This window comes from Anabaena sp. CCY 9910 (assembly GCF_963920875.1).
GTDB classification, from domain to species: domain Bacteria; phylum Cyanobacteriota; class Cyanobacteriia; order Cyanobacteriales; family Nostocaceae; genus Trichormus; species Trichormus variabilis.
The window spans coordinates 57,158-83,159 of the sequence record NZ_CAWUDJ010000016.1 but is presented as its reverse complement, the minus strand read 5'-3'; the positions used below and the strand labels follow the sequence as shown (position 1 = coordinate 83,159).

The 26,002-nt window shown below is 40.3% G+C and carries 28 protein-coding genes and 2 riboswitches; of the genes, 10 read left to right on the top strand and 18 right to left on the bottom strand.

Translation table 11 applies throughout. The features are described from left to right. Positions 1–17: 17 nt before the first annotated feature. A complete protein-coding gene (locus tag ACM5QX_RS14130) occupies positions 18–761 on the bottom strand; it encodes a DUF561 domain-containing protein (RefSeq protein WP_414754087.1) in 744 nt (247 codons plus the stop codon). 149 nt (positions 762–910) lie between these two features. Then, positions 911–1,273: a VOC family protein gene (locus ACM5QX_RS14125; protein ID WP_414754086.1), complete on the bottom strand. Its 363-nt coding sequence runs from the start codon at positions 1,271–1,273 to the stop codon at positions 911–913. Positions 1,274–1,469: 196 nt separating this feature from the next. Between ACM5QX_RS14125 and ACM5QX_RS14120 the strand changes: the two genes are divergently transcribed. After that, the gene (locus tag ACM5QX_RS14120) at positions 1,470–1,823 is read left to right on the top strand and encodes a hypothetical protein (protein WP_011317750.1); all 354 of its coding nucleotides are present in this window, start codon (positions 1,470–1,472) and stop codon (positions 1,821–1,823) included. On the opposite strand, the gene ACM5QX_RS14115 is transcribed toward ACM5QX_RS14120, so the two are convergent. Beyond that, entirely contained in the window at positions 1,816–2,478 is a 663-nt protein-coding gene (locus ACM5QX_RS14115; protein WP_414754085.1) for a class I SAM-dependent methyltransferase, read from the bottom strand. The two genes, ACM5QX_RS14120 and ACM5QX_RS14115, sit on opposite strands and share 8 nt — an antisense overlap. Positions 2,479–2,658: 180 nt before the next feature. Here ACM5QX_RS14115 and ACM5QX_RS14110 point away from each other — a divergent pair, with 180 nt between their 5' ends. The 4 genes from ACM5QX_RS14110 (at position 2,659) to ACM5QX_RS14095 (ending at position 6,440) form a co-directional block, all read left to right on the top strand. Beyond that, positions 2,659–3,753 carry a tetratricopeptide repeat protein gene (locus tag ACM5QX_RS14110; protein ID WP_011317748.1) on the top strand — a complete coding sequence of 365 codons (1,095 nt, stop codon included), beginning with the start codon at positions 2,659–2,661 and terminating at the stop codon, positions 3,751–3,753. Positions 3,754–3,924: 171 nt separating this feature from the next. After that, positions 3,925–4,608 (top strand): uracil-DNA glycosylase, encoded by a 684-nt coding sequence (locus ACM5QX_RS14105; protein ID WP_414754084.1) that lies wholly within the window; start codon positions 3,925–3,927, stop codon positions 4,606–4,608. 430 nt (positions 4,609–5,038) lie between these two features. Then, positions 5,039–5,359 (top strand): hypothetical protein, encoded by a 321-nt coding sequence (locus ACM5QX_RS14100; protein ID WP_414754083.1) that lies wholly within the window; start codon positions 5,039–5,041, stop codon positions 5,357–5,359. A gap of 88 nt (positions 5,360–5,447) precedes the next feature. Further along, positions 5,448–6,440 (top strand): mechanosensitive ion channel family protein, encoded by a 993-nt coding sequence (locus ACM5QX_RS14095; protein ID WP_414754082.1) that lies wholly within the window; start codon positions 5,448–5,450, stop codon positions 6,438–6,440. A gap of 256 nt (positions 6,441–6,696) precedes the next feature. Here the strand turns inward: ACM5QX_RS14095 and ACM5QX_RS14090 are convergent, their stop codons facing one another. The 4 genes from ACM5QX_RS14090 to ACM5QX_RS14075 all read right to left on the bottom strand — a co-directional run bounded on the left by ACM5QX_RS14090 (position 6,697) and on the right by ACM5QX_RS14075 (position 8,725). Beyond that, positions 6,697–7,146 (bottom strand): hypothetical protein, encoded by a 450-nt coding sequence (locus ACM5QX_RS14090; RefSeq protein ID WP_011317743.1) that lies wholly within the window; start codon positions 7,144–7,146, stop codon positions 6,697–6,699. A gap of 137 nt (positions 7,147–7,283) precedes the next feature. Further along, on the bottom strand, positions 7,284–7,778 hold the full coding sequence (locus tag ACM5QX_RS14085; RefSeq protein ID WP_414754081.1) for an ureidoglycolate lyase: 495 nt from the start codon (positions 7,776–7,778) through the stop codon (positions 7,284–7,286). A 121-nt stretch (positions 7,779–7,899) separates the two neighbouring features. After that, positions 7,900–8,394, bottom strand: a complete 495-nt coding sequence (locus tag ACM5QX_RS14080) for a GNAT family N-acetyltransferase (RefSeq protein ID WP_414754079.1) — start codon at positions 8,392–8,394, stop codon at positions 7,900–7,902. Between the two features lie 94 nt (positions 8,395–8,488). Beyond that, positions 8,489–8,725, bottom strand: coding sequence for a hypothetical protein (locus ACM5QX_RS14075; RefSeq protein WP_414754078.1), 237 nt, complete (start codon positions 8,723–8,725; stop codon positions 8,489–8,491). 137 nt (positions 8,726–8,862) lie between these two features. Between ACM5QX_RS14075 and ACM5QX_RS14070 the strand changes: the two genes are divergently transcribed. Together ACM5QX_RS14070 and ACM5QX_RS14065 are read left to right on the top strand one after the other, a co-directional pair. Then, positions 8,863–9,417 carry a TRAP transporter small permease subunit gene (locus ACM5QX_RS14070; RefSeq protein WP_414754076.1) on the top strand — a complete coding sequence of 185 codons (555 nt, stop codon included), beginning with the start codon at positions 8,863–8,865 and terminating at the stop codon, positions 9,415–9,417. Next, positions 9,401–10,738: a TRAP transporter large permease gene (locus ACM5QX_RS14065; protein ID WP_414754075.1), complete on the top strand. Its 1,338-nt coding sequence runs from the start codon at positions 9,401–9,403 to the stop codon at positions 10,736–10,738. The genes ACM5QX_RS14070 and ACM5QX_RS14065 overlap by 17 nt, the downstream gene beginning before the upstream one ends. Positions 10,739–10,741: 3 nt before the next feature. Here the strand turns inward: ACM5QX_RS14065 and ACM5QX_RS14060 are convergent, their stop codons facing one another. Then, positions 10,742–11,446, bottom strand: a complete 705-nt coding sequence (locus ACM5QX_RS14060) for a DJ-1/PfpI family protein (RefSeq protein ID WP_414754074.1) — start codon at positions 11,444–11,446, stop codon at positions 10,742–10,744. 87 nt (positions 11,447–11,533) lie between these two features. Between ACM5QX_RS14060 and ACM5QX_RS14055 the strand changes: the two genes are divergently transcribed. After that, the gene (locus ACM5QX_RS14055) at positions 11,534–12,247 is read left to right on the top strand and encodes a LuxR C-terminal-related transcriptional regulator (protein ID WP_414754073.1); all 714 of its coding nucleotides are present in this window, start codon (positions 11,534–11,536) and stop codon (positions 12,245–12,247) included. 24 nt (positions 12,248–12,271) lie between these two features. Here the strand turns inward: ACM5QX_RS14055 and ACM5QX_RS14050 are convergent, their stop codons facing one another. From ACM5QX_RS14050 to ntrB, 10 genes are all read right to left on the bottom strand, one after another. Then, positions 12,272–13,366, bottom strand: coding sequence for a TRAP transporter substrate-binding protein (locus tag ACM5QX_RS14050; RefSeq protein WP_414754072.1), 1,095 nt, complete (start codon positions 13,364–13,366; stop codon positions 12,272–12,274). 348 nt (positions 13,367–13,714) lie between these two features. Next, a complete protein-coding gene (locus ACM5QX_RS14045) occupies positions 13,715–14,125 on the bottom strand; it encodes a hypothetical protein (RefSeq protein ID WP_414754071.1) in 411 nt (136 codons plus the stop codon). Beyond that, entirely contained in the window at positions 14,126–14,623 is a 498-nt protein-coding gene (locus tag ACM5QX_RS14040) for a Rab family GTPase (protein WP_011317735.1), read from the bottom strand. A 15-nt stretch (positions 14,624–14,638) separates the two neighbouring features. Further along, entirely contained in the window at positions 14,639–16,432 is a 1,794-nt protein-coding gene (locus tag ACM5QX_RS14035) for an OmpA family protein (RefSeq protein WP_414754070.1), read from the bottom strand. A gap of 209 nt (positions 16,433–16,641) precedes the next feature. After that, positions 16,642–17,235 (bottom strand): hypothetical protein, encoded by a 594-nt coding sequence (locus ACM5QX_RS14030; protein WP_414754068.1) that lies wholly within the window; start codon positions 17,233–17,235, stop codon positions 16,642–16,644. Positions 17,236–17,383: 148 nt separating this feature from the next. Then, complete coding sequence (locus ACM5QX_RS14025; RefSeq protein ID WP_414754067.1) at positions 17,384–18,721, bottom strand: SLC13 family permease; 1,338 nt, start codon at positions 18,719–18,721, stop codon at positions 17,384–17,386. A gap of 109 nt (positions 18,722–18,830) precedes the next feature. Then, complete coding sequence (locus ACM5QX_RS14020) at positions 18,831–19,460, bottom strand: universal stress protein (RefSeq protein ID WP_414754131.1); 630 nt, start codon at positions 19,458–19,460, stop codon at positions 18,831–18,833. 129 nt (positions 19,461–19,589) lie between these two features. Then, positions 19,590–19,806: riboswitch (cyclic di-AMP (ydaO/yuaA leader) on the bottom strand. Positions 19,807–19,822: 16 nt separating this feature from the next. Then, positions 19,823–20,659, bottom strand: coding sequence for an ABC transporter ATP-binding protein (locus ACM5QX_RS14015; protein WP_414754066.1), 837 nt, complete (start codon positions 20,657–20,659; stop codon positions 19,823–19,825). A 56-nt stretch (positions 20,660–20,715) separates the two neighbouring features. Further along, the gene (locus tag ACM5QX_RS14010) at positions 20,716–22,158 is read right to left on the bottom strand and encodes an ABC transporter substrate-binding protein (protein WP_414754065.1); all 1,443 of its coding nucleotides are present in this window, start codon (positions 22,156–22,158) and stop codon (positions 20,716–20,718) included. A gap of 37 nt (positions 22,159–22,195) precedes the next feature. After that, entirely contained in the window at positions 22,196–23,047 is an 852-nt protein-coding gene (gene ntrB / locus ACM5QX_RS14005) for a nitrate ABC transporter permease (protein ID WP_011317728.1), read from the bottom strand. A gap of 97 nt (positions 23,048–23,144) precedes the next feature. After that, positions 23,145–23,369, bottom strand: a riboswitch (cyclic di-AMP (ydaO/yuaA leader). 358 nt (positions 23,370–23,727) lie between these two features. On the opposite strand from ntrB, the gene ACM5QX_RS14000 reads away from it, so the two are divergent. Beyond that, entirely contained in the window at positions 23,728–24,918 is a 1,191-nt protein-coding gene (locus ACM5QX_RS14000; RefSeq protein ID WP_414754064.1) for a sensor histidine kinase, read from the top strand. Positions 24,919–25,049: 131 nt separating this feature from the next. Beyond that, on the top strand, positions 25,050–26,000 hold the full coding sequence (locus tag ACM5QX_RS13995) for a class I SAM-dependent methyltransferase (RefSeq protein WP_414754063.1): 951 nt from the start codon (positions 25,050–25,052) through the stop codon (positions 25,998–26,000). Positions 26,001–26,002: the final 2 nt, after the last annotated feature.

Here is a 26,002-nt window from a genome sequence, read left to right as displayed (position 1 = left end):
ATGTCCCTGATTCCTAACTAGACGATTACACGATCAACAGTTCCCAAAGCTTCAACCAAGCCGCGTACAGCCGCAATCATCGCTACTTCGCTGTTGAGTTGGTTGATAGCAGAACCGACACCAACACCAGCCGCACCGGAGGCGATCGCCAGAGGTGCAGTCACATTAGAAATGCCGGAAGCACATAATACTGGTACTGATACAGCACGAGAAATTTCATAAGCTGCTGCCAAAGTGGGAGCAGCTTTTTCAATTAATCCCAGGCTTCCAGAGTGAGTAGGCTGGCTGCTTGTACCACCTTCGGTTTGAATGATATCTGCTCCAGCTTTTACCAATTCTTCGGCTAGCTGTACCTGTTGATCTAGTTCTAGGATATGAGGAACAGTCACAGATAAGGTAATTTCGGGTAAGAGAGCGCGGGTTTGTTTAGTCAGCGCCAATACTTCCGCAGCCTCAAATCTGCGTCCTTGAGCGTAAAAAGAATCAAAATTACCGATTTCAATCAAATCTGCACCAGCTTCTACTGCTGTGACAAATTTTTCTGGATCTACTGCTGATACACAAACTGGTAAATTAATCAATCTTTTAGCTAACTGAACCAATCCAGCATCGGCGGCAATATCTACAAAAGTCGCACCACCAAGTTCAGCAGCTTTAATAATAGCTGCAACGCTATCAGCGTCAAAGTTGTTCAAACCACTAATTACTTTCAGTACACGGCCGTTGGTAAATGCCCGTTGTAGTGTAGAAGACATAGCCATAGTTATTCTGTTGAAGCTACGAAAATTAGGTTTATTCTACCGCCCCTCAGATAAAGACAGAACTAATTCATCTAAAAAAAGAGTAGAAAATAATTGCAATCTCAAGATGTGATGACTTAACCTGAGTAGGAAATGATGCTCGGTAACTATCAGCTACGGGTTAATAGTTCTAAATTGTGACCATTTGGGTCGTAGAAATAAAAACCACGCCCCCCTTTTCTATGGTTGATTTCTCCCTTGTTGTGGTGCATGGGGTCGCTACTATATTCCAAACCAGCTTGTTTGATTCTGGCAAAGATAGTATCAAATTCTGCATCACTGACATGAAAAGCATAATGGTGAGACTCGAATGTTCCTCTGTCATCAAAATCAAGCGTAAGTGTGTCATTAACTCGCACAGCCGCAAAATGACCAACAGATTCGACGTTTAAACCAAAAATTTGAGCAAAAAACTGTGCTGATGCTTCTTTATTATGAGCAGGAACTATAGTGTGATTTAAAGAGATTGTCATCGTCTTTTCCCTTCAAAATAGTTTCTAGGTTTAACTCTAGAATGCCTTGTAAAATTTTGTTTTGCCCTCCTCATTTTGATAGTGTTTGTGCATTGGTCGGCATTTACTTTCTCTCGATATCCTGACTCAGACACACAAGCATATTCTTTTAGAGTACCTTGAAGATATTAGCCTCTATAACAGGAGCAAAAAAATGATGTCTTTATCAACCAAGGAAAAGAAATACTGTAAATGGTTCTGGGATGAAACCCTTGGAGGAGAGTTTGATACTTGGGGTACTAGTACCTACTTTATAGAAGTAATACAAGTAGGTAACGATTTATGCGCTACAAGACAAATAGAAGTCTACGAAAACGGTAATGTCTTGTTTTATGATGACAACCATTTTGCCGATAATTATGGAATGTTGTGTGACAAACCCCTCAGTAAAGCAGATTTATTAGAGTTTGGTATTACAAGAGCCGAGTTTGAACAAATTTGGCAGACAAAAACACCAATCAATAGACTAAGCTGGCTAGCGGAAGCCGAACAGCATGATATTTCTAATTAGTCCAACTGCGTTTAGCCGTCCAGTGGCGATCGCTTGACTGATAAATCTCCACTCCCGTTAACCCTGCTGTTATAATCAGTTGATTAACCTCATCCAATGTCAATGCGGCATGGAGCGAATCACGAAATAATTTTTTCTGATAGTCATCGTATTCATTCCCAATACTTGCCACTACAGCATTCATTGTTGCTTCATCCTCAGGACGAAATAAATCACGGATAAAAATACCGCCTTGAGGTTTGCAAACGCGCTTGATTTCGGCAAAAAAAGGTAGAGGGTCAGGCAGATGGTGAACTAGACTGTTAGAAACGACCAAATCAAATACCCCATCCTCATAAGGTAAACGTTTTGCATCCACCAGTTCCAAACGAATATGTTCTTGTAACCCAGACTGCTGGACGTGCTGTGTAGCAATCTGTAGCATATTTTCAGCCATATCAATCGCCACTAACTGCCACCGAGGACGTTTCTGACAGATTAAAACCGGAATCCGTGCAGTACCAGTACCCGCATCCAAGACTAAACCATCTTCTGATGAACCACAAGCCACGGCCTCTTCAGCAAAAGCATTATTTACCTCAGTAAAATCCATTGCATCATATTCACTAGCTTCCTCCCAACTATCCATCACTTCTGGTTCTAGTTGTCTCTGCATTGCTAATACCTCTATTTATATAAGTAAAAACTAGCAAGAAATAGGGACACTGAGGCTATGGATGGGGAATTGAACTAGTTATTCTACCGAGATGAAAACAGTTATCAGTCTTTTGCATGAAAGAAGCGGCTAATTTTTGGGAATACTAAATACGTCACCCCAGTTATCAGGAATTGGTCAATGTCAAACGGTGAAGGGAACAACAGCATCAACAATAAGGTTCCTGTGCAAGTTGCCAAATACCCCAAACAAGTAAGGCGCAACACGATTACTCACGAATTTGACCAAGGTGAACCGAAAGAATCATTGGTTCCTCCAGAAAACGACAATCACTCATCAGAAGCATCCAAGTTACTGCGGCAAGGAATTCAACAACAGCAGGCTGGAGACTTAATAGCAGCCATCAAGTCTTTACAACAATCCCTAGAGATGTTTCAGCTAGCCAGGGATGTCAAACAACAAGAACAAGTCCTGTCGTTGCTGGCATTAATCGCTTACACCTCAGGAGATTATAGAAATGTTATTTGTTACTGTCAAAAATGTTTATCCTTGACAGACACCCCAGATTTATCAGTAAGGATGCAAATACTGTCTCATTTGGGTAATGCTTATCGTCATTTGAACGACTATAACAAAGCCATTGAGTTTCTCGAAGCGTGTTTGCAACTAACTCAAACGTTGCAAGACAAACGGAGTCAAGTTGCAGCCTTAAATAATTTAGGATTAGTATATAAAGCTTCTGGTAATTTTAATCAAGCAATTGCTTATCAAGAACAAAGCCTCATCATTGTTGAAGAACTCAAAGATAGCTGGGGCATAGAACAAGTACTGAAAAATCTAGGCAATACTTGGTATGCTTTGGATAATTACCCAAAAGCGATCGCCTACTACGAAAAATGCGTCAAAATAGCACTCTCCTTAAATAATCCTCGTAGTGCTGCTCAGGTATTGAAAAACTTGGGTAATGCTTGCTATGCGATCGGTGATTATGCTAAAGCCATTAAATACTATGAAAAACGCTGGCAATTAGCTAGAGAACTCAAAGATAAGCGTAGTGAAGAACAGTCTCTTGGTAGTTTAGGTGTTGCCTGTGAAGCTTTAGGTGACCATAGCAGAGCCATTACATACTATGAAGCACGCCTATTGTTAGCCAGAAGCATCAAAGATCAACGCATTGAAGAACAAGCTCTTGCCAGTCTGAAAATAGCTTGTTATGCCTTAGGGGATTATGCCAAAGCCATGCAATATGAACGAGGAACATCTACCAGTACCTAAACTACATACGATTCATTTAGCTGCATCATCCCTAGAATTCACTGATACAATAAGAATCTAGTCAATATTCAGTGTTCAGTAACAGTACCTGTCTGAGAGATATCTGACGAAAGTTATAGCCCATTAAATTTACACAAATTAGCTGTCACTAGGCCAATTATCCAGATTTTCATGAGTAGCGAAATCCAACTCAGCCTCTTTAACGAAGAATCAAACTTTAACCAACAAGATTTGATTCCCACGGATGCCAAAATTCCCATTCCACCCGGAACGTATACCAATATGACCGAGTTGGCACAGCATTGTAATCAGTGCCAGCGTTGTGAATTGGGTAGCACCCGTACCCATGCTGTGGTCGGCAGAGGCAACCTCAAAGCACCTATTATGGTCGTTGGAGAAGCACCTGGTCAAAATGAAGACGAAACAGGCCTGCCTTTTGTGGGTAGATCAGGGCAGTTGCTAGATAAAATTTTAGCCTCAGTGGAATTGACTACTGAGCATGATGTTTATATTGCTAACATTAATAAGTGCCGACCACCTGATAATCGAGTTCCTACCCCTAATGAAATGGCTGCTTGTCTACCATATTTATTAGAACAAATACGCCTTGTTAACCCCAAAATCATTTTGCTCACAGGTGCAACCGCCGTCAAAGGTCTTACTGGTGATAAACGCGGCATTACCAAGATTCGCGGCCAGTGGATAGAGTGGGAAGGGCATTTATGTATGCCCATTTTCCACCCTTCTTATTTATTGCGTAACCCTTCTAAGGAGCAAGGTAGCCCTAAATGGTTAATGTGGCAAGATATACGAGCAGTACGCGCTAAGTACGATGAAATACGGGAAGGCAATTGAATTAAAAAGCTTTCTTCGTGTTCAGCTAATTATTAACGATATGGTTACTTTGCTTGGTAATGGGTAATTGTTTTTTACTATTATTTATTACCAATCCCTACATATACTATTTGAGCGATCGCCCTTGTTCACATAATTCGCTGTTCCGGTCAGCTTTCACACCAGAGTTACTATAGATGGTGTGAAAATAATTTATTTTTTCAGGCAAGGATAACTCCTAATTCCATTTAAAAACTCTTTATATTTTATTAGTAAATAAAACAATAAAGTAATTACAAATATTGTTTCAAATTGCTACTTTTCATCTAATAAACTGTACTTTTTCATTTCATCTTCTGGCGATAATCAAATGTTCTTTTTCAGAAAATACTTCTTTGGGTAGTAGAGTTATCACCTGAAAAAGCAAGATCGTTAGCGGCAGGAGGTGAAAATGCGTCAACTTATGATCCAAGTCCCAAGAGGCAACGGAAAAGCAGCGATTGACATTGCCAAATCCCATAACGGCTCAAATTTGGCACGATTTGAAGGGAATGCAGACGAACCGATCGATATAGTGATGGTTCACGTTTCTAATCGAGAAGTAGGGAAAGTTATAGAGGAATTGCAAAACTTACCCAAAGTATATATCACGCTCATCCCAACTGCTCTGATGGCTCTGCAACCGCCAGCATCAGAACCACCACAGCAAGTTGTAGATGTCGAAGAACGTAGCCCTATTGAAACGCTACTGCTGATGTTTGGTTTTGTGTAGCTAGCACTATTCGTTTACACCCTCTCACAGCAAAAAGTCTCTTTGTATAAGTACTGATCTAAAAACCAAAATTGAATGAGGAAAGTTCATGAATGCAGAAATCTCCGCAGCGTGGGATACGGTTCAAAGCATGATCAACGGTTTTATGGCTTTGCTACCCAATATTGTCTTAGCGTTGATTGTCTTTCTGATATTTTTGTTTGTTGCTAGTAGAATTAAGGCACTAGTCAAGCGATTAACTCGCAATCGTCATTCTGCACGAAATCTGGGATTAGTATTAGGAAGGTTAGCGCAAGGTGTAACAATTTTGATTGGGTTGTTTATTGCTCTTTCCATTGTGATTCCCACATTTAGAGCAGGTGATTTAGTGCAACTTTTGGGAATTAGTGGTGTTGCCATTGGTTTTGCCTTCCGCGATATTCTGCAAAACTTCCTCTCTGGGATTTTAATTCTGCTAACTGAACCTTTTCAAATTGATGACCAAATTGTATTTAAAGGCTTTGAGGGGACTGTAGAGAATATCGAAACACGGGCAACGACAATTAGAACTTATGACGGTCGGCGAATTGTTATTCCTAACTCTGAGTTATTTACTAATTCGGTAACTGTCAACACTGCTTTTGATCACCGCCGACTAGAGTACGATGTTGGTATTGGCTACGGCGATGATATTGACCTAGCCAAGCAGTTGATGTTAGATGCGCTGCACAGTATAGATGAAGTTTTAAAAGATCCTGCTCCTGATGTACTGGCGATGGAACTTGCCGAAAGTACGGTCAACATTCGTGTGCGTTGGTGGATCAAACCACCACGGAGGGCAGATGATTTATCTTCACGGGATAAGGTAATCTCTGCAATTAAGAAAACGCTTGTTGCTAACGGCATTGATTTACCCTTCCCAACACAACAAATTTTATTTCACGACCAAACCGAAGAGACAGATGGAAACCGCTCCCGTCAGCGTGAAGGTTGGCCATCTGGGAAAAGCGAAGTACCAAAGCCTCGCGGTGTCAGTGATTCGCTCAGGTTACTTGCTCAAGCGCACGCCTCACAAGATAGCAACGGCAAAGTAGATTCTTAACCCAACCATAAAAAACGTCAAGATTAGCAAACTGTGGGATTAACTCTACTCTAGTTTTTACTTATATCAGTACAGACAAGGTAGAAATTGATTATTGGTGGGTTTACACTGATGGATTTGACGGAGCGCGTAGACGCAAAGCGGCGTGTCATCAGACGTTCCTGTTGGAAGTTGCGGTTGCTTCAATGGTGAGTGTTGCTGCTCTGCGCCACTTTTGATATTGAGCATCGCTACTTCCAAAATCATCATGTCGGTTTCAAAATACGTTTATCCGTCCATCATTCAGTATATAGAGAGAGCGATGACCTTCGGTCGGTCGGAGGCCATTACCTGGGTAACGCCAAGTAGGGTGAAATTCTACACGTAGAGTGCCAAAGTTTGGTCGAGAAACGACAGCTTGTAATGGCGCACCCGTTTCATCCCAAAAAACCAGCGAAAGATTCGGTTGGGAATCGTCCTGTTGTGGAAATTGCAGTTTTTGTTGAGGTTGTAGGCGAATGGGAGGCGCACCTTGGACTCTTTCTAGCTCGACTAAATTTGATGTCTTATTGATAATTTCTAAGCGAATTCGTTGCCCTGGTGTAAACTGTAGTGGTCGTGAGCCACATTTAGAAGCACAAGTTCCGGCTAATGTGGTGCTGGGATGGTCTATCGATACCACAAAAATAGTAGCTGCAACTAAGGCAAAAGGCAGTTTCTTAAACATACTATCCAGCATAAATAATTTTGGGTTGCGATCGCCGAGTAAATTTAAGAAATTTTCGGCACTCAGCGAATCAATACTTATGCAGAATAGTAGCCTAGTGGAGTGCTATCTAACCTCAGCAAATATCCAGAATTTACCTAAGTCATCTCAAACTCTAATTGATGACTTTTAAGAAAATCATGGGTGAAATGATCAACCACATTAGTATCAGCAAGTTCTAAATTATAAAAATCTACAACCTCATGGTCAAAATATGGCCCGGCGTGCCAAGTACCCTGATTTAATTTAATAAAACAATTTCCTGGTATGCGGAAAGCCGCAATCTCTTCTAACCTCGGTATATCTACATCATTGTCAGGAGGACAAACCGCAATTAACCAGTCCTTACCTTCTAGAGAACCTAAACATTGAGTGCATTGGAGATGGCGAGTAATTTTATGAAACTTCCGACCCCGTTTTTGCAGTTGCATAATATAAAAGCGGGGTGTACCATTCTGCAAATTTAATTGTGCATCTTCGGTATCAAAAGCTTTACCATCTGAACTAGGAAAAATTACTTGTCCATAACGTTGAAAATTTTCTGATGTTATCCACTCTGCTGTTAATTGTTGGATGTTTTGTGATGTATTCATATAATATTCGTGGTAATTGGTAATATAATTTAATGTTGTTGGTGTAGCCTGCACTGATGCAGAAAGAATTAAGATAAGCATTGCCTACTACAATCATGGTAAGGTAGATTGGACTACCAATTTATGTAATTTTAATTAATTCTTTACTCATTTTGATAACAGGAACTATTACTCCTTTACTCAATTGGTGAGGAGATTTTTCTATAGCACGGAATCCTAAACGTAAATAAAATCCTTCAGCATAAAGACTAGCAGTTGTGATAACTTTATCAACTTTTTGCTGAGTAGCTTGATGGAAAAAATGCTCTACTAAGGCTCTGCCATTTCCTCTACCTTGATAATGAGGATGTACATATAAGGCAATTAATTCATCAACAATATAACTAGTAAATCCGACAATATTATTGCCCTCAACTGCAACCCAGAATGTTTCTGATTTCATCCTTTTGAGAATATGAGAACCGTCTGGTTTAGACAGATGATTACGCCAAGCTAACAATTCTTGGCGGGTGTAAAAAGTTGCAGGTAGAGCCTTGATAGCAGCAATATGAACTGCACTCAGTACCCACGCATCTTGTTTTTCAGCAGGTCTCAAAAATATTTCATTGGCATTCATACAGAAATTTTATAGTTGAGAGATTACTGCTGGGACAAGGAGTTGTGTGATCTCATGTTCTAATGTCAGGATATCAAGTTTCTTGAGCCATGTTTCACTTTTGGTTAATTACTTGGACAATTTGTCGTCTGGTTTCCGGTAAATTTTGACTAGCGGCTTGGACACACACCAAAACATCCGCAGGAGTGCTTGGAGGAGAAATACCTACTATTAACGGGAGGTTGGGGATTGTATTTGATTTGTAGTTGAATGTCTTGAGCGATCGCCTCTCTAAATCTTTGCCTGTAATGCGATTACAGTCGATGGCTACCCGTTCTTTTACTACTTCCACGGAGTAGGAAGCAATGATAATTTTTTCTCATCTCTGCTCATCTGTCTACATGGCAAATTCTCACAAAATTAGCAGATTTACCTCCGTGATTGCGCTGTAAACTACTTTTACAGGAGTTTATATAGGTAAAAGCAGCCTTGGAAAAACTGTTAAAAATATCGAGAATAATTGATGCCTTTACAGAACGCGTAGGTCGATATACCAGTTGGTTGGTATTAGTCATGGTCATAGTAGGCGTGTGGAATGTTGTCGGGCGATATTTAGGGCGCATTAGCGGTAACAACCTCACATCCAACGCTTATATAGAAGCTCAGTGGTATATTTTCGATGTAATTTTTTTCTTAGGGGCAGCTTATACCCTGAAGCATAACGAACACGTCCGCGTTGATATTTTTTATAGTAATTGGCAACGTCGGCGTAAAGCGATCGCAGACTTTCTCGGAACCATATTTTTTCTCATTCCCTTCAGCATCATAGTGATTTTTGTTTCTTGGGACACCATCGTCGCATCATGGCAGATTGGTGAATTATCGCCCGATCCTGGTGGGTTGCCCCGCTACCCCATTAAAGCCATGATTATCGTTGGCTTTGTGTTGTTAATTATTCAAGGAATTTCCCAAGCAATTAAAAACTTGGCAATTATCCAAGGCAGACTAGAACCCCAGGAGGAAAATCATGACACTGGCTTATGAATGGTTGGGGCCAGTCATGTTTGCTGGTGCTTTAGTTCTCTTATCTTCAGGCTACCCAGTAGCTTTTTCTTTAGGTGGGGTGGCGATTTTATTTGGATTGTTGGGAATTGGTTTAGGTGTCTTCGACCCTATATTTCTGACAGCCATGCCACAGCGCATTTTTGGCATTATGGCTAACTATACCCTGTTAGCAATCCCCTATTTTATTTTCATGGGGGCAATGTTAGAAAAATCGGGCATTGCGGAAAGACTCCTAGAAACGATGGGTATTTTGTTAGGACGCTTACGGGGTGGACTAGCTTTAGCTGTTGTCTTAGTAGGCGCATTATTAGCCGCAACCACTGGTGTAGTAGCAGCCACGGTGGTAGCAATGGGTTTGATTTCTCTACCGATTATGCTGCGCTATGGGTATAACAAAGAATTAGCCACTGGTGTGATTGCTGCATCGGGAACCTTGGGACAAATTATCCCGCCGAGTGTGGTGTTGGTAGTATTAGGCGATCAATTGGGCGTATCGGTAGGGGATTTGTTCATTGGTTCCGTGATTCCCGGTTTGATGATGGCAAGTGCTTTTGCCCTTCATGTATTAATTGTGGCTTTCATCAGACCGGATGTAGCTCCAGCCTTACCTGCCCAAGTGAGAGAAATCGGTGGTAAAGCCTTGGGAAAAAGGGTAATACAGGTGATGATACCGCCTTTGATACTGATTTTATTAGTATTGGGGAGTATCTTTTTTGGCTTTGCTACACCAACAGAAGCGGGTGCAGTAGGTTGTGCTGGGGCGATCGCTCTTGCAGCTGCTAATGGTCAATTCACCTTAGAATCATTACGCCAAGTCTGCGATACTACCTTACGCATCACCAGTATGGTAGTTTTTATCCTCATTGGTTCTACAGCATTTAGTTTAGTTTTCCGGGGATTGAACGGCGATCAATTCATGTTCGATGTCCTAGCCAATCTCCCTGGTGGTAAGGTTGGCTTTTTGCTGGTCAGTATGACTGTAGTATTTATCTTGGGCTTTTTCATCGACTTTTTTGAAATAGCCTTTATTGTCATACCCTTATTTGTTCCAGTCGCCCAAAAGTTAGGCATTGACTTAGTTTGGTACGGTGTGGTTTTAGGCGCAAATTTGCAAACATCCTTTCTCACACCCCCCTTTGGCTTTGCCCTATTTTATTTACGAGGTGTAGCACCACCAGAAGTCACCACATCAGACATTTATCGCGGTGTCATCCCCTTTATTTTGCTACAACTTTTAGTGTTGCTGTTAATCATTATTTTCCCCGGAATTGTTAGTTTTTTACCTTCTTTGGGAAGTTAATGTTTAGGAAACCAAGAACAACTTAGATGCAGCTTTTTGGCTAGCTGTCAACGATGCAGTTATCAATGGTTGACCGATATTCATGACAGCTTTTACTAATTCTGCGCCTGCGTTTTCTGGGGAACCACATCCAAATAGAGGTAAAGGATTATACTCCAGTATCAACTCAATTAACTTAGCCGTATTTTCATCGCAGAGAATGGCAGCTATATTTAAAGCAAAATCAATTCCTGCTGTCACACCACCGCCAGTAATTCGGTTGCGGTCTACAACTACTCTGGCTGTGCTGACTTTTACACCCATCAATTCTAGTTGTTCTCGAAATGCCCAATGAGTCGCAGCTTCATATCCCTGTAGTAAACCTGCTGCTGCAAGGATCAGAGAACCAGTGCAAACGGCAGTTATGTATCGAGTAGTTTTTTCCTGTTCCTTGAGAAAGTTGAGTAATTCAGCGTCTTCCATCATTTCCACTGCGCCAAATCCTCCACCAGGGACACATAACACGTCAAGTTGAGGACACTCGGCAAAAGTGGTATTAGGTAAAATAGTTAACCCACCGTTACTGATAACAGGTTCTAGGGATTTCCACAATAGAAGGACGCGAGTGTTAGGTATGGAAGAAAAAACTTGGTGTGGGCCAGTGATATCCAGTTGAGTCATATCTGGATAGATAACTAGACCAATAGTATATTTAGGCTCATCATTCATATGAGAAAGTTAAAAGGTTGTCATGAATACAGTTATCCTAAAGTTGAATAATTGAACTGCCAATTACCCAGTTGAGTACATTTTGCTATGTCCCATAGCTTTCACACTTTGATTCACAAAATAGCGATCGCCAAAGATGAACTCCAACTACGCTTAAACTATATGGATATGGCGGGGGATTTATTTGATAGTCAACACTGGGGGATTTATTTGTCCGATAGCCAAGGACAAAGTCCCACAATTGATCTTCAAGGACTACCCGATAGTTTTATCGATTACTACCAAACCATTGGTGCAGCGATTGATCCAATCATGGATTACGTCAGCCAAAATCATGCACCAGCCCACGAAGAAATCATTTTTAGCCCATCAGATTGGAAGCAGAGCCAACTATATCAGATCGGGTGTGGCAAAATTTATGACCATGAACATATCATGACAGGGCCGATTGTTGGGCAAGGAAAACTAATTGGTACTGTTCATTTTGCCCGAACCAGTGGAACCCCCGCCTTTGATATGGGGAATTTAATGCAGTTAAGTGCCATTTGCGCTCATATTTCCACAAAGTTAGCATTTTTGCGATCGCAGTCTGATTTGATTCTTTCGGAAAAGACGACTTGCTTAACTCCGAGAGAATTACAGATAGCAAGCTTAGTCGCTAATGGTTTAACCAATGCAGAAATTGCTGCCGAACTTTGGATTAGTCAAAATACCGTCAAGCAGACATTAAAGAGAATTTTTCAGAAACTGAGTGTATCAGCACGGGCTGAAATGGTAGCCAAATTACAATTAGCTAGATAAACAGGTACAAATCAAACAGTAGATTCAAGATGTAGATGTAGCAAAATTTTCATAGCTCAATTCATTAACCCGATTCCAGGCGAAAATCTGCTTACGGAAGGCTTTCCACTGCTCGTAAACTTGTTTGAAAGCTGCATCCTTACTAGCATTTTCTTCAAAAATATCAAACGAAATTTTCTGAGCTGCCTGCATAATTTCTGGACTGTAGGGAACGAGCTTTGTCCCACTTGCTAGTAACCTGGAAAGGGCTTCTCCGTTTAAAGCATCATATTGATTGAGCATCGTTAAGTTAGCTTCTACAGTCGCCGTTTTGAATACTTCCTGATATTCCTTTGGTAGACGATTCCAAGCATTCAGGTTAACTAATACATCCAAAGTTGGGCCGGGTTCCCACCAACCAGGATAATAGTAAAATTGAGCAGCTTTATTCAGACCCAGTTTTTCGTCATCATAGGGGCCTACCCACTCGGCTGCATCAATTGCACCTCTGTCTAAAGCTAAATAAATTTCGCCTCCTGGTAATACTTGCACATTCACACCTAAACGGGACATGACTTGTCCGCCTAAACCAGGAATCCGCATTTTCAAACCTTTGAGATCAGACACAGATTTAATTTCTTTTTTGAACCATCCCCCCATCTGTGCGCCGGTACTACCAGCCGGAAAATTAATAACGTTGAAATTAGCATAAATTTTTTGGATAGCTGCTAGTCCACCACCTTGGTAAAGCCAAGCATACTGTTGTTGGGCATTTAAACCGAAGGGTACAGAGGTGGCGAAGGCTAAAGCTGGACTTTTGCCGATGTAATAGTAACTAGATGTGTGACCACATTCTACAGTTCCAGCTTGGACAGCATCGAGAACTTGCAAGCCTGGTACTAATTCCCCCGCCGCAAATGGTGTAATTTTGAAACGCCCATTGGTCATTTCTGCTACTCTTTTGGCAACGGTTTCTGCACCAATAAAAGTCCCTAAAGACTTAGGCCAGCTAGTCGTCATCCGCCAGCGCACATTTGGTAATCCTGCTTGCACGGAAGATGTACTAGTTTTGGTACAGGAAACTAAAGCTGTAGTTGCTGTGGCGATCGCAGCAGTATTCAAAACTTCTCGGCGTTTCATAGTTTGGTGTTAGTTAGGGAAATGACGCAAATCCAGGCTGATACAGAACTTTATCAGTTTTTTGCCATTTTTTGCTTATTCTTAAATTCAATTAAGCAAAAAATATACCAACTTGGAACTCGACGGATGTACCTAAAAACGCAAAACTTTGTAGCATGAAAGAATAAGTGATACCAACTCTATATGAAGTTGCGCCCAATAAATGATGTAGAGACTTTGCATACAACGTCTCTAGCGTACTAAATCTTCAGCAAAATTTAGGGTGCGTCATTATGAATAATTTTTAAGTATAGTTAAATGCTTAGTAGCTTAAGCTTCCCATAGAATATTTTGAATTAGTATTCTCTATCAGTTTGACTTAGCTTGGCGTGTCTTCATACAGAATTGGTAAAACAAACTAAAATCATGAAATCTTTGCTGAATTGACGATATATATTTCTCATCCCAAGTACTACCTAATAATAGTACCCAATCCCCTTCATCTGAGGGAAAGAGATGAATGTCTAGAGCAATTCCATTATTAGTTTTGATATGGGGTAAAAACAAAGGAATATCATCAAGTGGTAATAAACCTTCTAAAAAAAAGGCCTGCTCATTAATTTTTTCTCCCTGACAGAGATTTGTAAATCCATATTTAGCTATATCACCACCCCATGTTGATAAGCTACCATCTTTTTTTACTAAAAAATAGGCAGGCGATCGCTCCATAAAAATCATATCCAGCAGATAGTTAATTACTGGATTAGGTATATTTAGCATTTATGTCTCCATAATTTTTTGAGCCAAAATTTGGAAAACCTCCTCTACTCCTATTCCAGTTTTAGCACTGGTTTCTACTACATTCCACCCTTTGTTTATTAGAGAATTAATTTCAGCCGGATCTACCTCCCATTCGTCAGTTATATCCCATTTATTCATCACTAAAACAAAAGGAATTCGACCAAAGTTAGCTTCTAAACTATTCTGCAAACGATAAGCTGTTTCTAATGTATTTTTGCGAGTTCCATCTACTACTAATAAATAGCCAGAACAACCCCGCATATATGACATTTGTAATTTCTGTAATTCATCTTCCCCGTAAATATCCCAAATGATTAAATTAACGGGATTTTCCGGGAGATTAACAATTTTTTTATCAATTTTGACTCCAACAGTAGTTTGATATTTTTCCGAAAAAATACTATAAACAAATCTAGCTACTAAACTAGTTTTACCAGTAGCAAATGCACCCACCATACAAATCTTTCTTTGAATCATACCCTTGAGTTTGATTTATTTCGAGCGGTCAACCCTCATAATTATGACCTTGAAGGACACTCGGCGATTAAATTTTTTACCTTCATCTGTCAATTCTGGCTGCAAAGGTTGGCTAGAACTTACTCCTAATACTTGTAACTGGCTGGTGCTAATACCTTGAGAAGATAGATAAGATAAAACTCTTTGACTGCGTCCTTCGCTCAGTTGAGCATTCCTTGATTCCGTACCAGTTGTATTAGTATGTCCTATTATTTGAATAAATACATCTTTCTCTAGATATTTAGCAACGGCTAAAAGTTTTTTAACTGCTAATGCTAAGTTATTTAATTTAGATAATTCACTAGGAATAATTTCTTGAGATCCTTCTGGAAAAAAGATAATAGCTCGCTCAATTTGACTTTGGTATAATGCCAATTCCTTTAATTCGCTTTCTACAAGATCCTGATCTTGAAATTGGGTTAATCCGGGTATGACAGACCATGATTTACGCGTGGCTAAAATCCATTGACGGGGTGCAGAGCCAACAGCATAGAGAACACCATTCTGGTCAATTTTTAGTGATGCAGTAGGTGGAGGTTGGAGTAATTTATTTACCCTTTTTATCATCAACTGGGGTTCTAAAGATAAATAACTTTGCCAATGACTGACAATTGTTTGCGGATTGAGTTTTGTTTGTTGTAGTAAGGTATGGGGATCTGGTGCTAGGGGATCACGTAATCCAGAGATAAAATATTTACCGAACTGCTGTTTGGTGTCAGTTACCACAATACCTGGTTGAGAATTGAGTTCTTGCAAGTAAGCACGCCAACGTAGTTGCTCTCTGACAGCAAAAAAACTCCAAACCCCACAGGCGATCGCCACGATACCTAAAAAAGTCCAAGCATATTTGTAACTTTTTTTGGACGCAGATTTATACTGACTAATTAGGCAAGATTCTAAATAAGGCTGACATACTTGAAATGGTTCTGCATCCCCAGCAAAGTCTTTCATCTCTCTACTCAGCTTGAGATGAATTTTTTCAATTGCTGTTTGCAGACCTAATCTCAATTCTTGGGGAGGATTACCCCGGATTGTCGCTGCTAATAATGCTTGTGGCCCTTCTGTAATCCAGATTCGCAGTTCTCCAAAATGCAAACTTTGCAATTGATCTGTTTTTTGAACACTAAAAGAGTCTTTGATAAAATCTTGAATAGCAGTCAACATCGCAACCACTAAATCCGGGTCTTGGCTGGTGACTTGATTGGCTACAAGATGTCGCAACAATAATCCTGTGTTTTTATGTATTAAAAATATCTGTTCTACTCGATAGACTAATGTCCGCAGTAGAACTATTTCTGCAAATGATTTCCCTGTACGTTTCGCTTCTAGTCGCCATTGCAAACTTTCCCAGGAAAAACTATGCTCTAGAGTTTGGTTGAGGGATTGCATCATTTCATCAAGCAATGAGGCGATCGCTTTCCGAGATGCAGGAATAATGACTGGAAAAAAAGCTTCTGAAAGTATATTTTCATCTTGTTGAACAGAAACTTGAATCGCTTCTTCAACAATGGAAATCATCGCTGTAATTAGTTGTTTATCTTGCTGCGATCTTAAGATCACAGCTTCTGGAAGTAAGCGGCTAATATCTTCTGGTCTGATTTGTGGGTTATCTAATAGTTCATAAAAGTGGTTAAGTTTAGCTGGCTCAACTCCCAACAACAAACTACGAAGTTTACTGAGTTCATCATCAACTTTAGTAATTTCCTTAATTAAGGATAAGTCATTATCAGGGGATATTTGACTGCTAGGATCTATTGCATCATTATCCACTAATATAATCCCCCAAACTACACTCTATAATTAAATAATTTTGATTCTTCAGTACCTAAGTATGCTAGATTGAAGCTTGAAATAGGGAACAGGGAACAGATGAATAAACTGGGCTAAACAACTCTTTACTACCCTTACAATCGCTGCCTTATCCGACCTGCAAATATTTATGCTGTTCTGCTGAGATAATGAAATTTTGGATAATGCTGTTATTTATTTAGCCGAAAAGCAATTTCTGTGAATAAATCTGCCAGATGAGTACGGTCAGCTTTATCATGACTTAGTTGCTGAGTTTCTTTTTCTATCAAACTATTTATTTCTTCATATTTTTGTCTAATTTCATCCTGTAAATTTTTCGATTGAATCAGAATTTGTTCGCGTAGATTACGTTGATTACTAATAGTTTGTTCAGCAAACTGAACCAGTTTCTTCTCTAATGATGTATGGAGGAATTTATATTCTTCCGTAATTGCTTTTAAATGAGATTCTCTTTCCATCTGCTCATTTTTTATACTTTCGCTTAAAATTTCAACTTCCGCTTTTACATATACCTCCAAAGCATCCAAGCGCTCTTTAGTTTCATCTCGTACATGAGATAATTCTTTAACTATCCGTTCTTCCAAACCAGTAAACCTCTTGTCAAGTTCCTGCATTTGGCTGCCAATGAGAATCTCTCTGATTTTGTCTAAATTATTACTTTCACTAACACCAGTACGGAATTGCTGTTTGTTTATTGCTGAATTGGTGCTACCATTTTCTAATGATCTTGCATTATTCTCGGTAGAGGCTTCGGTTGGATTCATAGATAAAAATCCTGATTAATACTAAAAAGATATACAAGATTTATTCCTGCATATCATTCTAAATAATAGCATTCTAGGCAAGAGTGTGTAATTACACTCTCGACAAGTATAAACACATCTAATTTTCACTGAATATAAATAAATCCTGCTAAATCAGAAAGCGGATTAACACATACAATGCTGAGGCCATTAGTTGTAAGATTGTGACTGGAATACCATAGTGAAGAAAAGTTTTAAAAGAAATACGTCGTCCGTGCTGTTCGGAAATTCCCGCTGCCACGATGTTAGACGATGCACCGACTAACGTACCATTTCCGCCTAAGGTTGCACCAAACATCATGGCGTAAAACAGTGGTAAAACTTCTGGAGGAAATTGTCCTTGAAAGTCTCTTGCTAAAACTTCTGCGGGTGCTAATCCTACAGTGACAATGTATTGCTTAAGTAGGGGAACCATCGCCACTACCAAGGGAATATTAGGTACGACACTCGATAGTATTCCTACAAGAAACAACAATACCAGAGAACCCAAGAGAATATTTTTTCCTAAAATAGTCGCCAATATCCCTGATAAACTACCAATTACACCTGTTTTTTCTAACCCGCCAATCAGTACAAAAATACTCATAAAGAATATTAATGTACTCCAGTCTACATCACGTAAAATATTGTTGACTGTATCAATTTTGCTATGGTGAGATAGTAGTAAAGCCAAAGCTGCGCCTAACAAAGCCACAGCCGCCGGAGAAATCGGTATTGGCAAAGATTCTCCAATCACAAAAAATAGCAGGACAAAAGCGACAATTACTGCACCCACACTCAAAACTCGTGGATGATTAATTTCTGGGTGTGGTAATTCTTCTAGATTCTCTAATTTTGTCTGCCAAATTTTACGAAATAAAATTGGCAAAGTAAGAGTCACCATAGCGACTGCAATCACACCACCTAAACTAAGTTTCCATAGATAATCTATAAAACTGATATTGACCGCATCACCCACAATAAATGTCGCTGGGTCGCCTACTAATGTCAGCAATCCAGCGCTATTGGCAATCAAGACCATTAATATCAATAAAGGTACAAAATTTATCCCTATTTCCTGTGCCATTGGTGGAATTAGTGGGGCTAACAACATAACTGTTGTTGCATTTGGTAACACTGCACAAATGGGAGTGACAATGCCAACAATGCCGAGTAAGAGACGCTTACCATCGCCTTTAGCTAATATCACTATTTGGGTTGCTAAATAATCAAATATTTTAGTAGGCTCAAATGCTCTAACTAAAACCATTACCCCAAAAAATAATCCCAGTGTGCCATGACTATTACCGATGTAAGCAACAGCTTCTTGTAAAGTCATCACATTAGTAAATACTAATAATAATGCTCCTAATAAGGCTGCAATAGTCAAATGCACCCATTCCGTCATAATGAGAAAAATGACGCTGATAAATACGATGACACTTAGGAGTGATTGCCAGTTTTCCACGCCGACCTCTTGCAGTTGATGTTATTTTGTAATAGCGAAAAAAGTCACCCTATAATAGGTGACTTTTCTCTGCATTTTCATTTAGATAAATAACTTCTGAAAGTCAGAATTATTCATCTATACATTCAGGAATTCCTAAGACAGCACAGGGGAAATTATAACCTAAGGTTTCAATGAGAGGATGATAAACAGATTTACAACCTACAAATAAGATATCAGCAGCTTCAAATTCTGCAACTTTTCTCAATTCTGTACTTACACAACCGAAGCGTAGATGAGATTTGAATGAACCTTGCCATTCTTCAGCCAAACTTCTTGCCTGCCAAATAATTCTATCTGCTTCTTGCAGAGGTGTTAATGTTTCTGTTTGAAGATATGATTTAATTCCTGTCAGTTTTGGTTGAGTAATTACAGAGGTGCTGGATTTTTTTGTTTCACCTAGCGGCAATTCTATTGTCGGCAAGGGTTTAGCAAAGCTTAAAATATTAGAACAATTTGTGGTGTTGCTATCTTCCACTACATAAACAGCTTGCACGGTGACTTGTTGATTAGTCGCTAACCTTGTTTGATGGGCAATCCAACAAGCTATATCTAGTGCTGTATGGCTGTTAGGAGAAGCATCATAACCAACGATTAAGTTGATTGATTGTGTTGTTTGACTTTTTTGGGGTTCTGGTAATAACACCATTTGGTCAATTAAATCATCACGACCCATAGCACTTTGCAGGCGTGCTAACATTGGCTTAATTTTCACAGCTTTAACTTCTCCCAAACTTAATGAACACATCAATGAGAAGCAGGGTAAAACGGACATTTATATCCGTAAGGAAACCCCAATAACAACTGGTATAAAAGCCAAAGTCTTGGGGGTTCCTTCCATTGCCGACGGAGTTAGCTGACGGGCTAAGACTGGAAGGTGTCTCTCTTTAAGAGTGCTGAGTAATGAGTAATGAGTAATGAGTTGAATACTTGGTTACTCTTCGCTTTTTACTCTAGTTAGCTACTCTCTGCAAGATGCGCCCCATAACATGGTTCCTCCGTTCCAAATGATTGCAAACTTAATTTGAATTAGGCTACCCACTAAAGAGATAATAAACTACTTTAATCTTCTTGAGCAAAATATTTGTCGAGAAAATTTAAGGCATGATTACGAAGTTCAAAGTATTCTTTTGAGTTACGCATAGCAGACCTGTCCCGTGGATGGGAAAACGGTACTTCTAATATTTCTCCAATGTTTGCGGCTGGGCCATTTGTCATTAATACGATGCGATCGCTCATATAAATTGCCTCATCGACATCATGGGTAATCATCATGACTGCTTGGCGATTATTTTCCCAGATATCTAATACTTGTCTTTGTAATTTACCTCTGGTTAAAGCATCTAATGCGCCAAAAGGTTCATCCATTAACAGCATTTTTGGACGAATGGCTAAGGCTCTGGCAATCCCTACTCTTTGTTTCATACCTCCAGAGATTTCATCAGGATATTTATCTGCTGCCGGGGTTAAGTTTACCATTGCCAAGTGTTCGTTCACAATGCTAATTTTTTCGGCTCTATTAGCATTTTTTAACACTTCATCAACTGCCAGACGGATATTTTCTCTCACTGTTAACCAAGGTAGGAGGGAATAATTTTGAAATACCATCATTCTTTCCGCACCTGGTTTGTGAATTTCTTTACCGTCAAGCCTAACTGAACCAGAAGTGCCTTTTTCTAAGCCCGCTACAATTTTTAGTAAAGTGGATTTACCGCATCCAGAATGCCCAATTACAGAAATAAATTCGTTTTCACCAATGGTTAAATTTACCCCATCTAAAACAACAAAGTTACCTTTATCTGGTGTTGGATAAGACTTAACTAAATTCTCAATTTCTAAAAAATTAGAGCAGGACTTAGTTTTTTGATGATTATCTACTACTGGTGGTGTATATTTCATAGCAAATGCTCCTAAATTTTTTTAACTATGTATTAATAAAAATCACAATCCCCTGTTCAAGATAGGAAAAAACGAGTAGGCGCGTTCGCCCTAATTGCAAAACTGTTTAAATAGCCAACAGGGTCACTGGGGTCAAAACCTTTCTTATCTATAAATACTTCCGGTGGTTCAACCTTGTAATCATCCTGGGGACATTGAATCCCCATTTCTGTGGCTATCTGGCGATATAAATCTGTTCTCCAGCCTTTTTCGGCTAGTTGTTCCGCATTTTTGGGAAATTCCTTGATTTGTCCCCAACGGGCGGCTTGAGTCATTAACCAAAGGCTTCTGGATCTCCATAAAAATGTAGAATGTTCCCCTGGTTGTTTGGGCAGGTTGTCGGGAATATCGTAGAAAATTGTTGTGTCTGCGGCGGGAATGGTGCGGTCTTTGCCATCAAATCCGCCATAGTTGTACGAACCGATAATTCCTGGTGCGGTCAATTTAGTGATTGGTAAATTTTTATTTTTCGGTCTTGCACCTGTGAAGGAACGGTCTGTAATTAGTTCAGCGACTTCTTGGCGATTTTCCGGTTTACTGCAATATTGGCAAGCTTCAATCATGGCTTTGACCAAGGAACGGTAGGTTTTGGGGTATTGATTAATAAAAGACTCCATCACCCCCAATAATCTATCTGGATGTCCTAGCCAGACTTCTTTTCCTTGGGCAAAAGTAAAACCAATGCCTTCGTTACCTGTGATTGCTCTGGTATTCCACGGTTCTGCTACCATGTATGCTTGCATTGCCCCTATTCGCACATTGGTCACCATCTGGGGCGGTGGGACAATAATCACACGAAATTCTTTGAGGGGGTCAACACCAGCCGCAGCCGATACATAACGGACGAAGTATTCGTAAATCGCCGAACTTAAAACTACAGCCCAGACTTTGTTCTCTGGTGGTTGTTTCGCAAAATACCCGCGAAAATCCCGTCCAAAGGCTTCTAATGCACCATCGCCATATTTTTCTTGATATTCGTACCAAGGACGCAAGCCAAAGTCCCACATGGCTTTGTTCATGGTCATGGCGTTACCGTGGCGATGGATTGTCATGGCTGCACATAGGGGGGCGTGGCGTGCGCCTTCTGCACCTATACGGGCGTTGGTGACTGCACCAGATACTACAGGCGCAGCATCAAGACGACCAAAAATTAAGCCGTCGCGGGAGGTAGCCCAACTGGCTTCGCGGTTGAGTTGGACGTTTAAGCCATACTTGCGAAAAAAGCCTTTTTTCCAGGCGATCGCAAATGGCGCACAATCATTTACAGGAACGTATCCGACAATCAAATCGGGTTTTTCTAAATCGCTGGATTTGATTACTGGTTTGATGGCTAGGGCTTCTTGGGTTAGGCCTGTGGCGGATCTATCTCCTGAAGGGTTACAGGCAGATAGGGTAATGCCGGCGGTGGTGGCTCCTACGCCTTTGATAAAATCTCTTCTAGTCCAGTTATGATTGCTCATGTTGTGGCTGGGATTAATTCAGCAATATCAGTTTTTGTTATTTAGCTGTTGTGGGACGATGGGTGACAAATTCTTGCAGTTTACCGACGGCGAAGTCTAGAATTAGTCCCGTTAAGCCAATGATGAAGACGGCGAGAAATACTGAACTGAGGTTTAAACGACTCCATTCGTCCCAAACAAAGAAGCCGATACCAATACCACCTGTCAGCATTTCTACTGCAACTATGACTAGCCAAGCAATGCCTAAGCTGATGCGTAAGCCTGTAAAGATATAGGGTAAGCTGGCTGGCCAAATAATTTTGGTAATTCGCCGCCAACGGGGCATTTCTAGTACTCGTGCTACGTCTAAATAATCTTTGGGAACGCTGGCTACTCCTAAGGCGGTATTGATAATAGTCGGCCAGAGGGAGGTGATAAAGATGACGAAGATGGCTGAAGGATCTGCCAAGTTGAAGATGGCTAAGGCAATGGGTAGCCAAGCTAAGGGCGATACGGGTTTGAATATCTGAATAATCGGATTGAGTGCTAACATCGCAGGTCTAGACATCCCAATCAAAAATCCCAAGGGAATGGCGACTACTGCACCTAACAGAAAACCAATCAAGACTCGTCGTAAACTGGCTATCAATAACCAACCAATCCCCAAGTTACCAGGGCCTCTCTGATAAAAGGGGTTTAGTATGTAGTCCAGGTTGGCAACTAACGCTTCTGGTGGAGTGGGCATTAGTTCATGATTTGTCAGGGCAATAACCCACCACAACAAGATAATTCCTAAGAATCCTAAGGCGGGAAGTATTACTACATCCCTAAGCAAAATTGGTTTTGCTGTTTTCCATGCAGCTTGAGTTGCAACAGCTGCGATCGCTGCTAAATTTAATTGAAATATCATTGCGCCACCCCAACAGAGTTAAGTGCAGGTACGAAAAAATGAGCAGTACCAGCCTCGGACACTGATGAGAGCAAAACATTTATCAAATGCTGCCTCTTCAGTCTCCTCTCAATGCCTACGAAGTTAGCTGACGGGCTAGGGCTGAGAGATGCCCCTCTCTTGCGAGTGCTGAGTAATGAGTGCTGAGTTCAGTATTTTAGCTAGATTTAATGTTTAACTCTTGACTCTTTAGTTGACACTCTCTGTGAGATACGCCCCACAAATTGGTTCCTCCGCTCCAACTTTAAATACTATGATGGGTTGGATTAGGCTGACTTACTCGAATAGATAATAGTAAAGGTAAAGGTAACATCTTTTTTACAGAAAAACAATCCCCAATTTGTGAATGTTGTTTACATCATTACAAACAGGTAACTGAATATGAAAATTTTCCGTAATCAATAACCGTAGTTGATGAGTATCATAACCAAGCACAGTTAAGCACGAGGATACCTATTTATTTTTAGCAACTGGTAATAATCAATCATGCTTGGGAGTTAATCAGAATTTTTACTGAGTTATCAATAATATCTATCACTTGGTAGGTGAATTTTCTCTCTGATTGCGATAATGTCCGCTCTCCTCGTTAAACTAATTTCATATAGAATTAATTCCTCTATCTCATAGCTGAATTTAAAATAATGGAATTTAGTCAAGTACTGGCTGACAATACTAACATCATCATCGCCCAATGGGTTGTGGCAGTGCGTGAGGATAGACAGATAGAAAGCGCTGATGATTTATCATACACAGCCATTAAAAACCATATTCCTGATGTTTTTAAGGCAATGGTCACAGTACTTTCACAATCCCAAGAGAGTGATATCAAATCCATTGTGACGGCCAGTTGGCAGCACGGATTACTACGGGCTGAACAGGGTTTTGATCCGTCAGAAATTGCCCGTGAATATCGACTTTTAAGAAAAGTTATATTTGATACTATAGAAGCCGATTTATTACAGGGAACACCTGCTGAAATTATTCGTTATATGCGTTTAATTGATGCAGTGATTGATGAAGCGATCGCCAGATGTTTTCATAGTTATGTTGGGGAACGCTTACGGGAATTAGAACATTTGCAAGCCTCATTGGCGCTTCATAATGAAGAATTAACACGTTTAGTCACTAGCAATGAAGATAAACTATCACAGCTAGCCCACGAACTTAAACACCCACTCACGGCGATTATTGGTTATTCAGATTTATTTTTACGACAGCAAAGGCGAGAAGTTGCCAGAAGAGATAACACCGTCAATATAGAACATATTGAGCGCGTATTGCGTAATGGTAGACATTTATTGCGGCTAATTAATAATGTTCTAGAACTGTCGCGGTATGAAGCCGGTAAAATTCAGTTACAATCAGCACCAGTTAATATTCGGGACTTAATTAACAATGTTTGTGAGATGCTGGAACCTTTAGCGGCGGAGAAGAATTTAGCAATTTTAGTTAATTGGGTACAAGCACCTAGTGAAATAATTACAGATGGTTTTCAATTACAACAGATTATTACCAATCTTGTGAGTAATGCAGTTCGCTATACAGAGTCAGGAAATATTAGTATAGTCTGTGAAACAGTAGATGATCAAAAGTGGGCGATCGCTGTCTCTGATACAGGAATTGGCATTGCCGAAAAAGACCAAACTAAGATATTTGAACCTTATTTTCGCGTTAGTTCTAAAGACCGTCCCTACCTTCCTGAGAGTACAGGCTTAGGGTTAGCAATCGTCGTGAGATTAGTGAAACTATTGCAAGGCGAAATTTACTTAGTCTCAAAAGAAGGAGTAGGTTCTACATTCACGGTAACTTTCCCTTTAAAAGTAAAAACTTGAGCAATTGTCAACTAAAAGGGGATGGAATTTTACGCTCGATCAATAAATTTTCCTGCACGAAATTCTCCTGCCAGCCGCCTCAACTTTAAAATAGATGTAGTTGCAATTATCGCCTCATTATATTCAAACTGATGGACAACAAGAGCAAGCCAGACTGGGCTGGTGAAAGTTTACTCTCCAATTTCGTGAATTTGTTGATTCAAACTAAACCCATTTACGGGGTAATGAAACAGCAGGCTAGACAAGTCCTCATCAAAACGGCTGAGAAAAACGGTATTCCCTGGCGTAAGAACTACGAAGCACTCCAAGCATCACCTGCAAAAAAACTGCTGGCGGCGGTGACGAACCCTCATGTGATTTATCCCGACTACTATAAAGTACCCTTTCACGCTTACACAGAAGGTAACTTATGCTGGGACGCTGCTTTTGAAACTGAATCAGCCACCTATGCAATGGCGTTGCGGGTATGGCCGCAAGAAAACCTCACTTGGGAAGCCGCTCATGATAGGCTCAGAGGCACTTTTCATGACGCTTTAGAGACATACGCTCCCCAGCAAGTTAGAGATATTTTAGATATTGGTTGCTCAGTAGGTATTTCTACTTTGGCGCTCCATCGTTATTACCAACGCCGGGAGAGGTATCCAGTCAGGACTGTGGGTTTGGATTTATCACCTCATATGCTAGCTGTAGCTAAAACTAGGGATGTTAATAGTGAAATATCCGAATGGCTTCATGCTAGAGCCGAAAACACAGGCTTAAGCGATAAATCTTTTGATTTGGTTACTATCCAGTTTGTTACCCATGAACTCCCTAGCTACGTCAGTCAGGAAATTTTTGCCGAAGCCAAACGGTTATTACGTCCTGGTGGTTATATTGCTTTAGTTGATAATAACCCGCGATCGCCTGTCATCCAAAATCTCCCCCCCGTCCTCTTCACTCTCATGAAAAGCACTGAGCCGTGGAGTGATGACTACTACACCTTTGACATCGAAGCCGCACTACAAGCCGTAGGTTTTGCACCACCAGTCACCGTCCCCAGTGACCCCCGACACCGGACAATTATTGCGAGGAAACCAGATTAGGG

What these genes read in the sequence shown, in the direction of transcription:
- ACM5QX_RS14130 (WP_414754087.1), bottom strand. Translation starts at nt 761, where the DNA reads ATGGCTATGTCTTCTACACTACAACGGGCATTTACCAACGGCCGTGTA.
- ACM5QX_RS14125 (WP_414754086.1), bottom strand. Translation starts at nt 1,273, where the DNA reads ATGACAATCTCTTTAAATCACACTATAGTTCCTGCTCATAATAAAGAA.
- ACM5QX_RS14120 (WP_011317750.1), top strand. Translation starts at nt 1,470, where the DNA reads ATGTCTTTATCAACCAAGGAAAAGAAATACTGTAAATGGTTCTGGGAT.
- ACM5QX_RS14115 (WP_414754085.1), bottom strand. Translation starts at nt 2,478, where the DNA reads ATGCAGAGACAACTAGAACCAGAAGTGATGGATAGTTGGGAGGAAGCT.
- ACM5QX_RS14110 (WP_011317748.1), top strand. Translation starts at nt 2,659, where the DNA reads ATGTCAAACGGTGAAGGGAACAACAGCATCAACAATAAGGTTCCTGTG.
- ACM5QX_RS14105 (WP_414754084.1), top strand. Translation starts at nt 3,925, where the DNA reads ATGAGTAGCGAAATCCAACTCAGCCTCTTTAACGAAGAATCAAACTTT.
- ACM5QX_RS14100 (WP_414754083.1), top strand. Translation starts at nt 5,039, where the DNA reads ATGCGTCAACTTATGATCCAAGTCCCAAGAGGCAACGGAAAAGCAGCG.
- ACM5QX_RS14095 (WP_414754082.1), top strand. Translation starts at nt 5,448, where the DNA reads ATGAATGCAGAAATCTCCGCAGCGTGGGATACGGTTCAAAGCATGATC.
- ACM5QX_RS14090 (WP_011317743.1), bottom strand. Translation starts at nt 7,146, where the DNA reads ATGTTTAAGAAACTGCCTTTTGCCTTAGTTGCAGCTACTATTTTTGTG.
- ACM5QX_RS14085 (WP_414754081.1), bottom strand. Translation starts at nt 7,778, where the DNA reads ATGAATACATCACAAAACATCCAACAATTAACAGCAGAGTGGATAACA.
- ACM5QX_RS14080 (WP_414754079.1), bottom strand. Translation starts at nt 8,394, where the DNA reads ATGAATGCCAATGAAATATTTTTGAGACCTGCTGAAAAACAAGATGCG.
- ACM5QX_RS14065 (WP_414754075.1), top strand. Translation starts at nt 9,401, where the DNA reads ATGACACTGGCTTATGAATGGTTGGGGCCAGTCATGTTTGCTGGTGCT.
- ACM5QX_RS14060 (WP_414754074.1), bottom strand. Translation starts at nt 11,446, where the DNA reads ATGAATGATGAGCCTAAATATACTATTGGTCTAGTTATCTATCCAGAT.
- ACM5QX_RS14055 (WP_414754073.1), top strand. Translation starts at nt 11,534, where the DNA reads ATGTCCCATAGCTTTCACACTTTGATTCACAAAATAGCGATCGCCAAA.
- ACM5QX_RS14050 (WP_414754072.1), bottom strand. Translation starts at nt 13,366, where the DNA reads ATGAAACGCCGAGAAGTTTTGAATACTGCTGCGATCGCCACAGCAACT.
- ACM5QX_RS14045 (WP_414754071.1), bottom strand. Translation starts at nt 14,125, where the DNA reads ATGCTAAATATACCTAATCCAGTAATTAACTATCTGCTGGATATGATT.
- ACM5QX_RS14040 (WP_011317735.1), bottom strand. Translation starts at nt 14,623, where the DNA reads ATGATTCAAAGAAAGATTTGTATGGTGGGTGCATTTGCTACTGGTAAA.
- ACM5QX_RS14030 (WP_414754068.1), bottom strand. Translation starts at nt 17,235, where the DNA reads ATGAATCCAACCGAAGCCTCTACCGAGAATAATGCAAGATCATTAGAA.
- ACM5QX_RS14020 (WP_414754131.1), bottom strand. Translation starts at nt 19,460, where the DNA reads ATGTTAGCACGCCTGCAAAGTGCTATGGGTCGTGATGATTTAATTGAC.
- ACM5QX_RS14015 (WP_414754066.1), bottom strand. Translation starts at nt 20,659, where the DNA reads ATGAAATATACACCACCAGTAGTAGATAATCATCAAAAAACTAAGTCC.
- ACM5QX_RS14010 (WP_414754065.1), bottom strand. Translation starts at nt 22,158, where the DNA reads ATGAGCAATCATAACTGGACTAGAAGAGATTTTATCAAAGGCGTAGGA.
- ntrB (WP_011317728.1), bottom strand. Translation starts at nt 23,047, where the DNA reads ATGATATTTCAATTAAATTTAGCAGCGATCGCAGCTGTTGCAACTCAA.
- ACM5QX_RS14000 (WP_414754064.1), top strand. Translation starts at nt 23,728, where the DNA reads ATGGAATTTAGTCAAGTACTGGCTGACAATACTAACATCATCATCGCC.
- ACM5QX_RS13995 (WP_414754063.1), top strand. Translation starts at nt 25,050, where the DNA reads ATGGACAACAAGAGCAAGCCAGACTGGGCTGGTGAAAGTTTACTCTCC.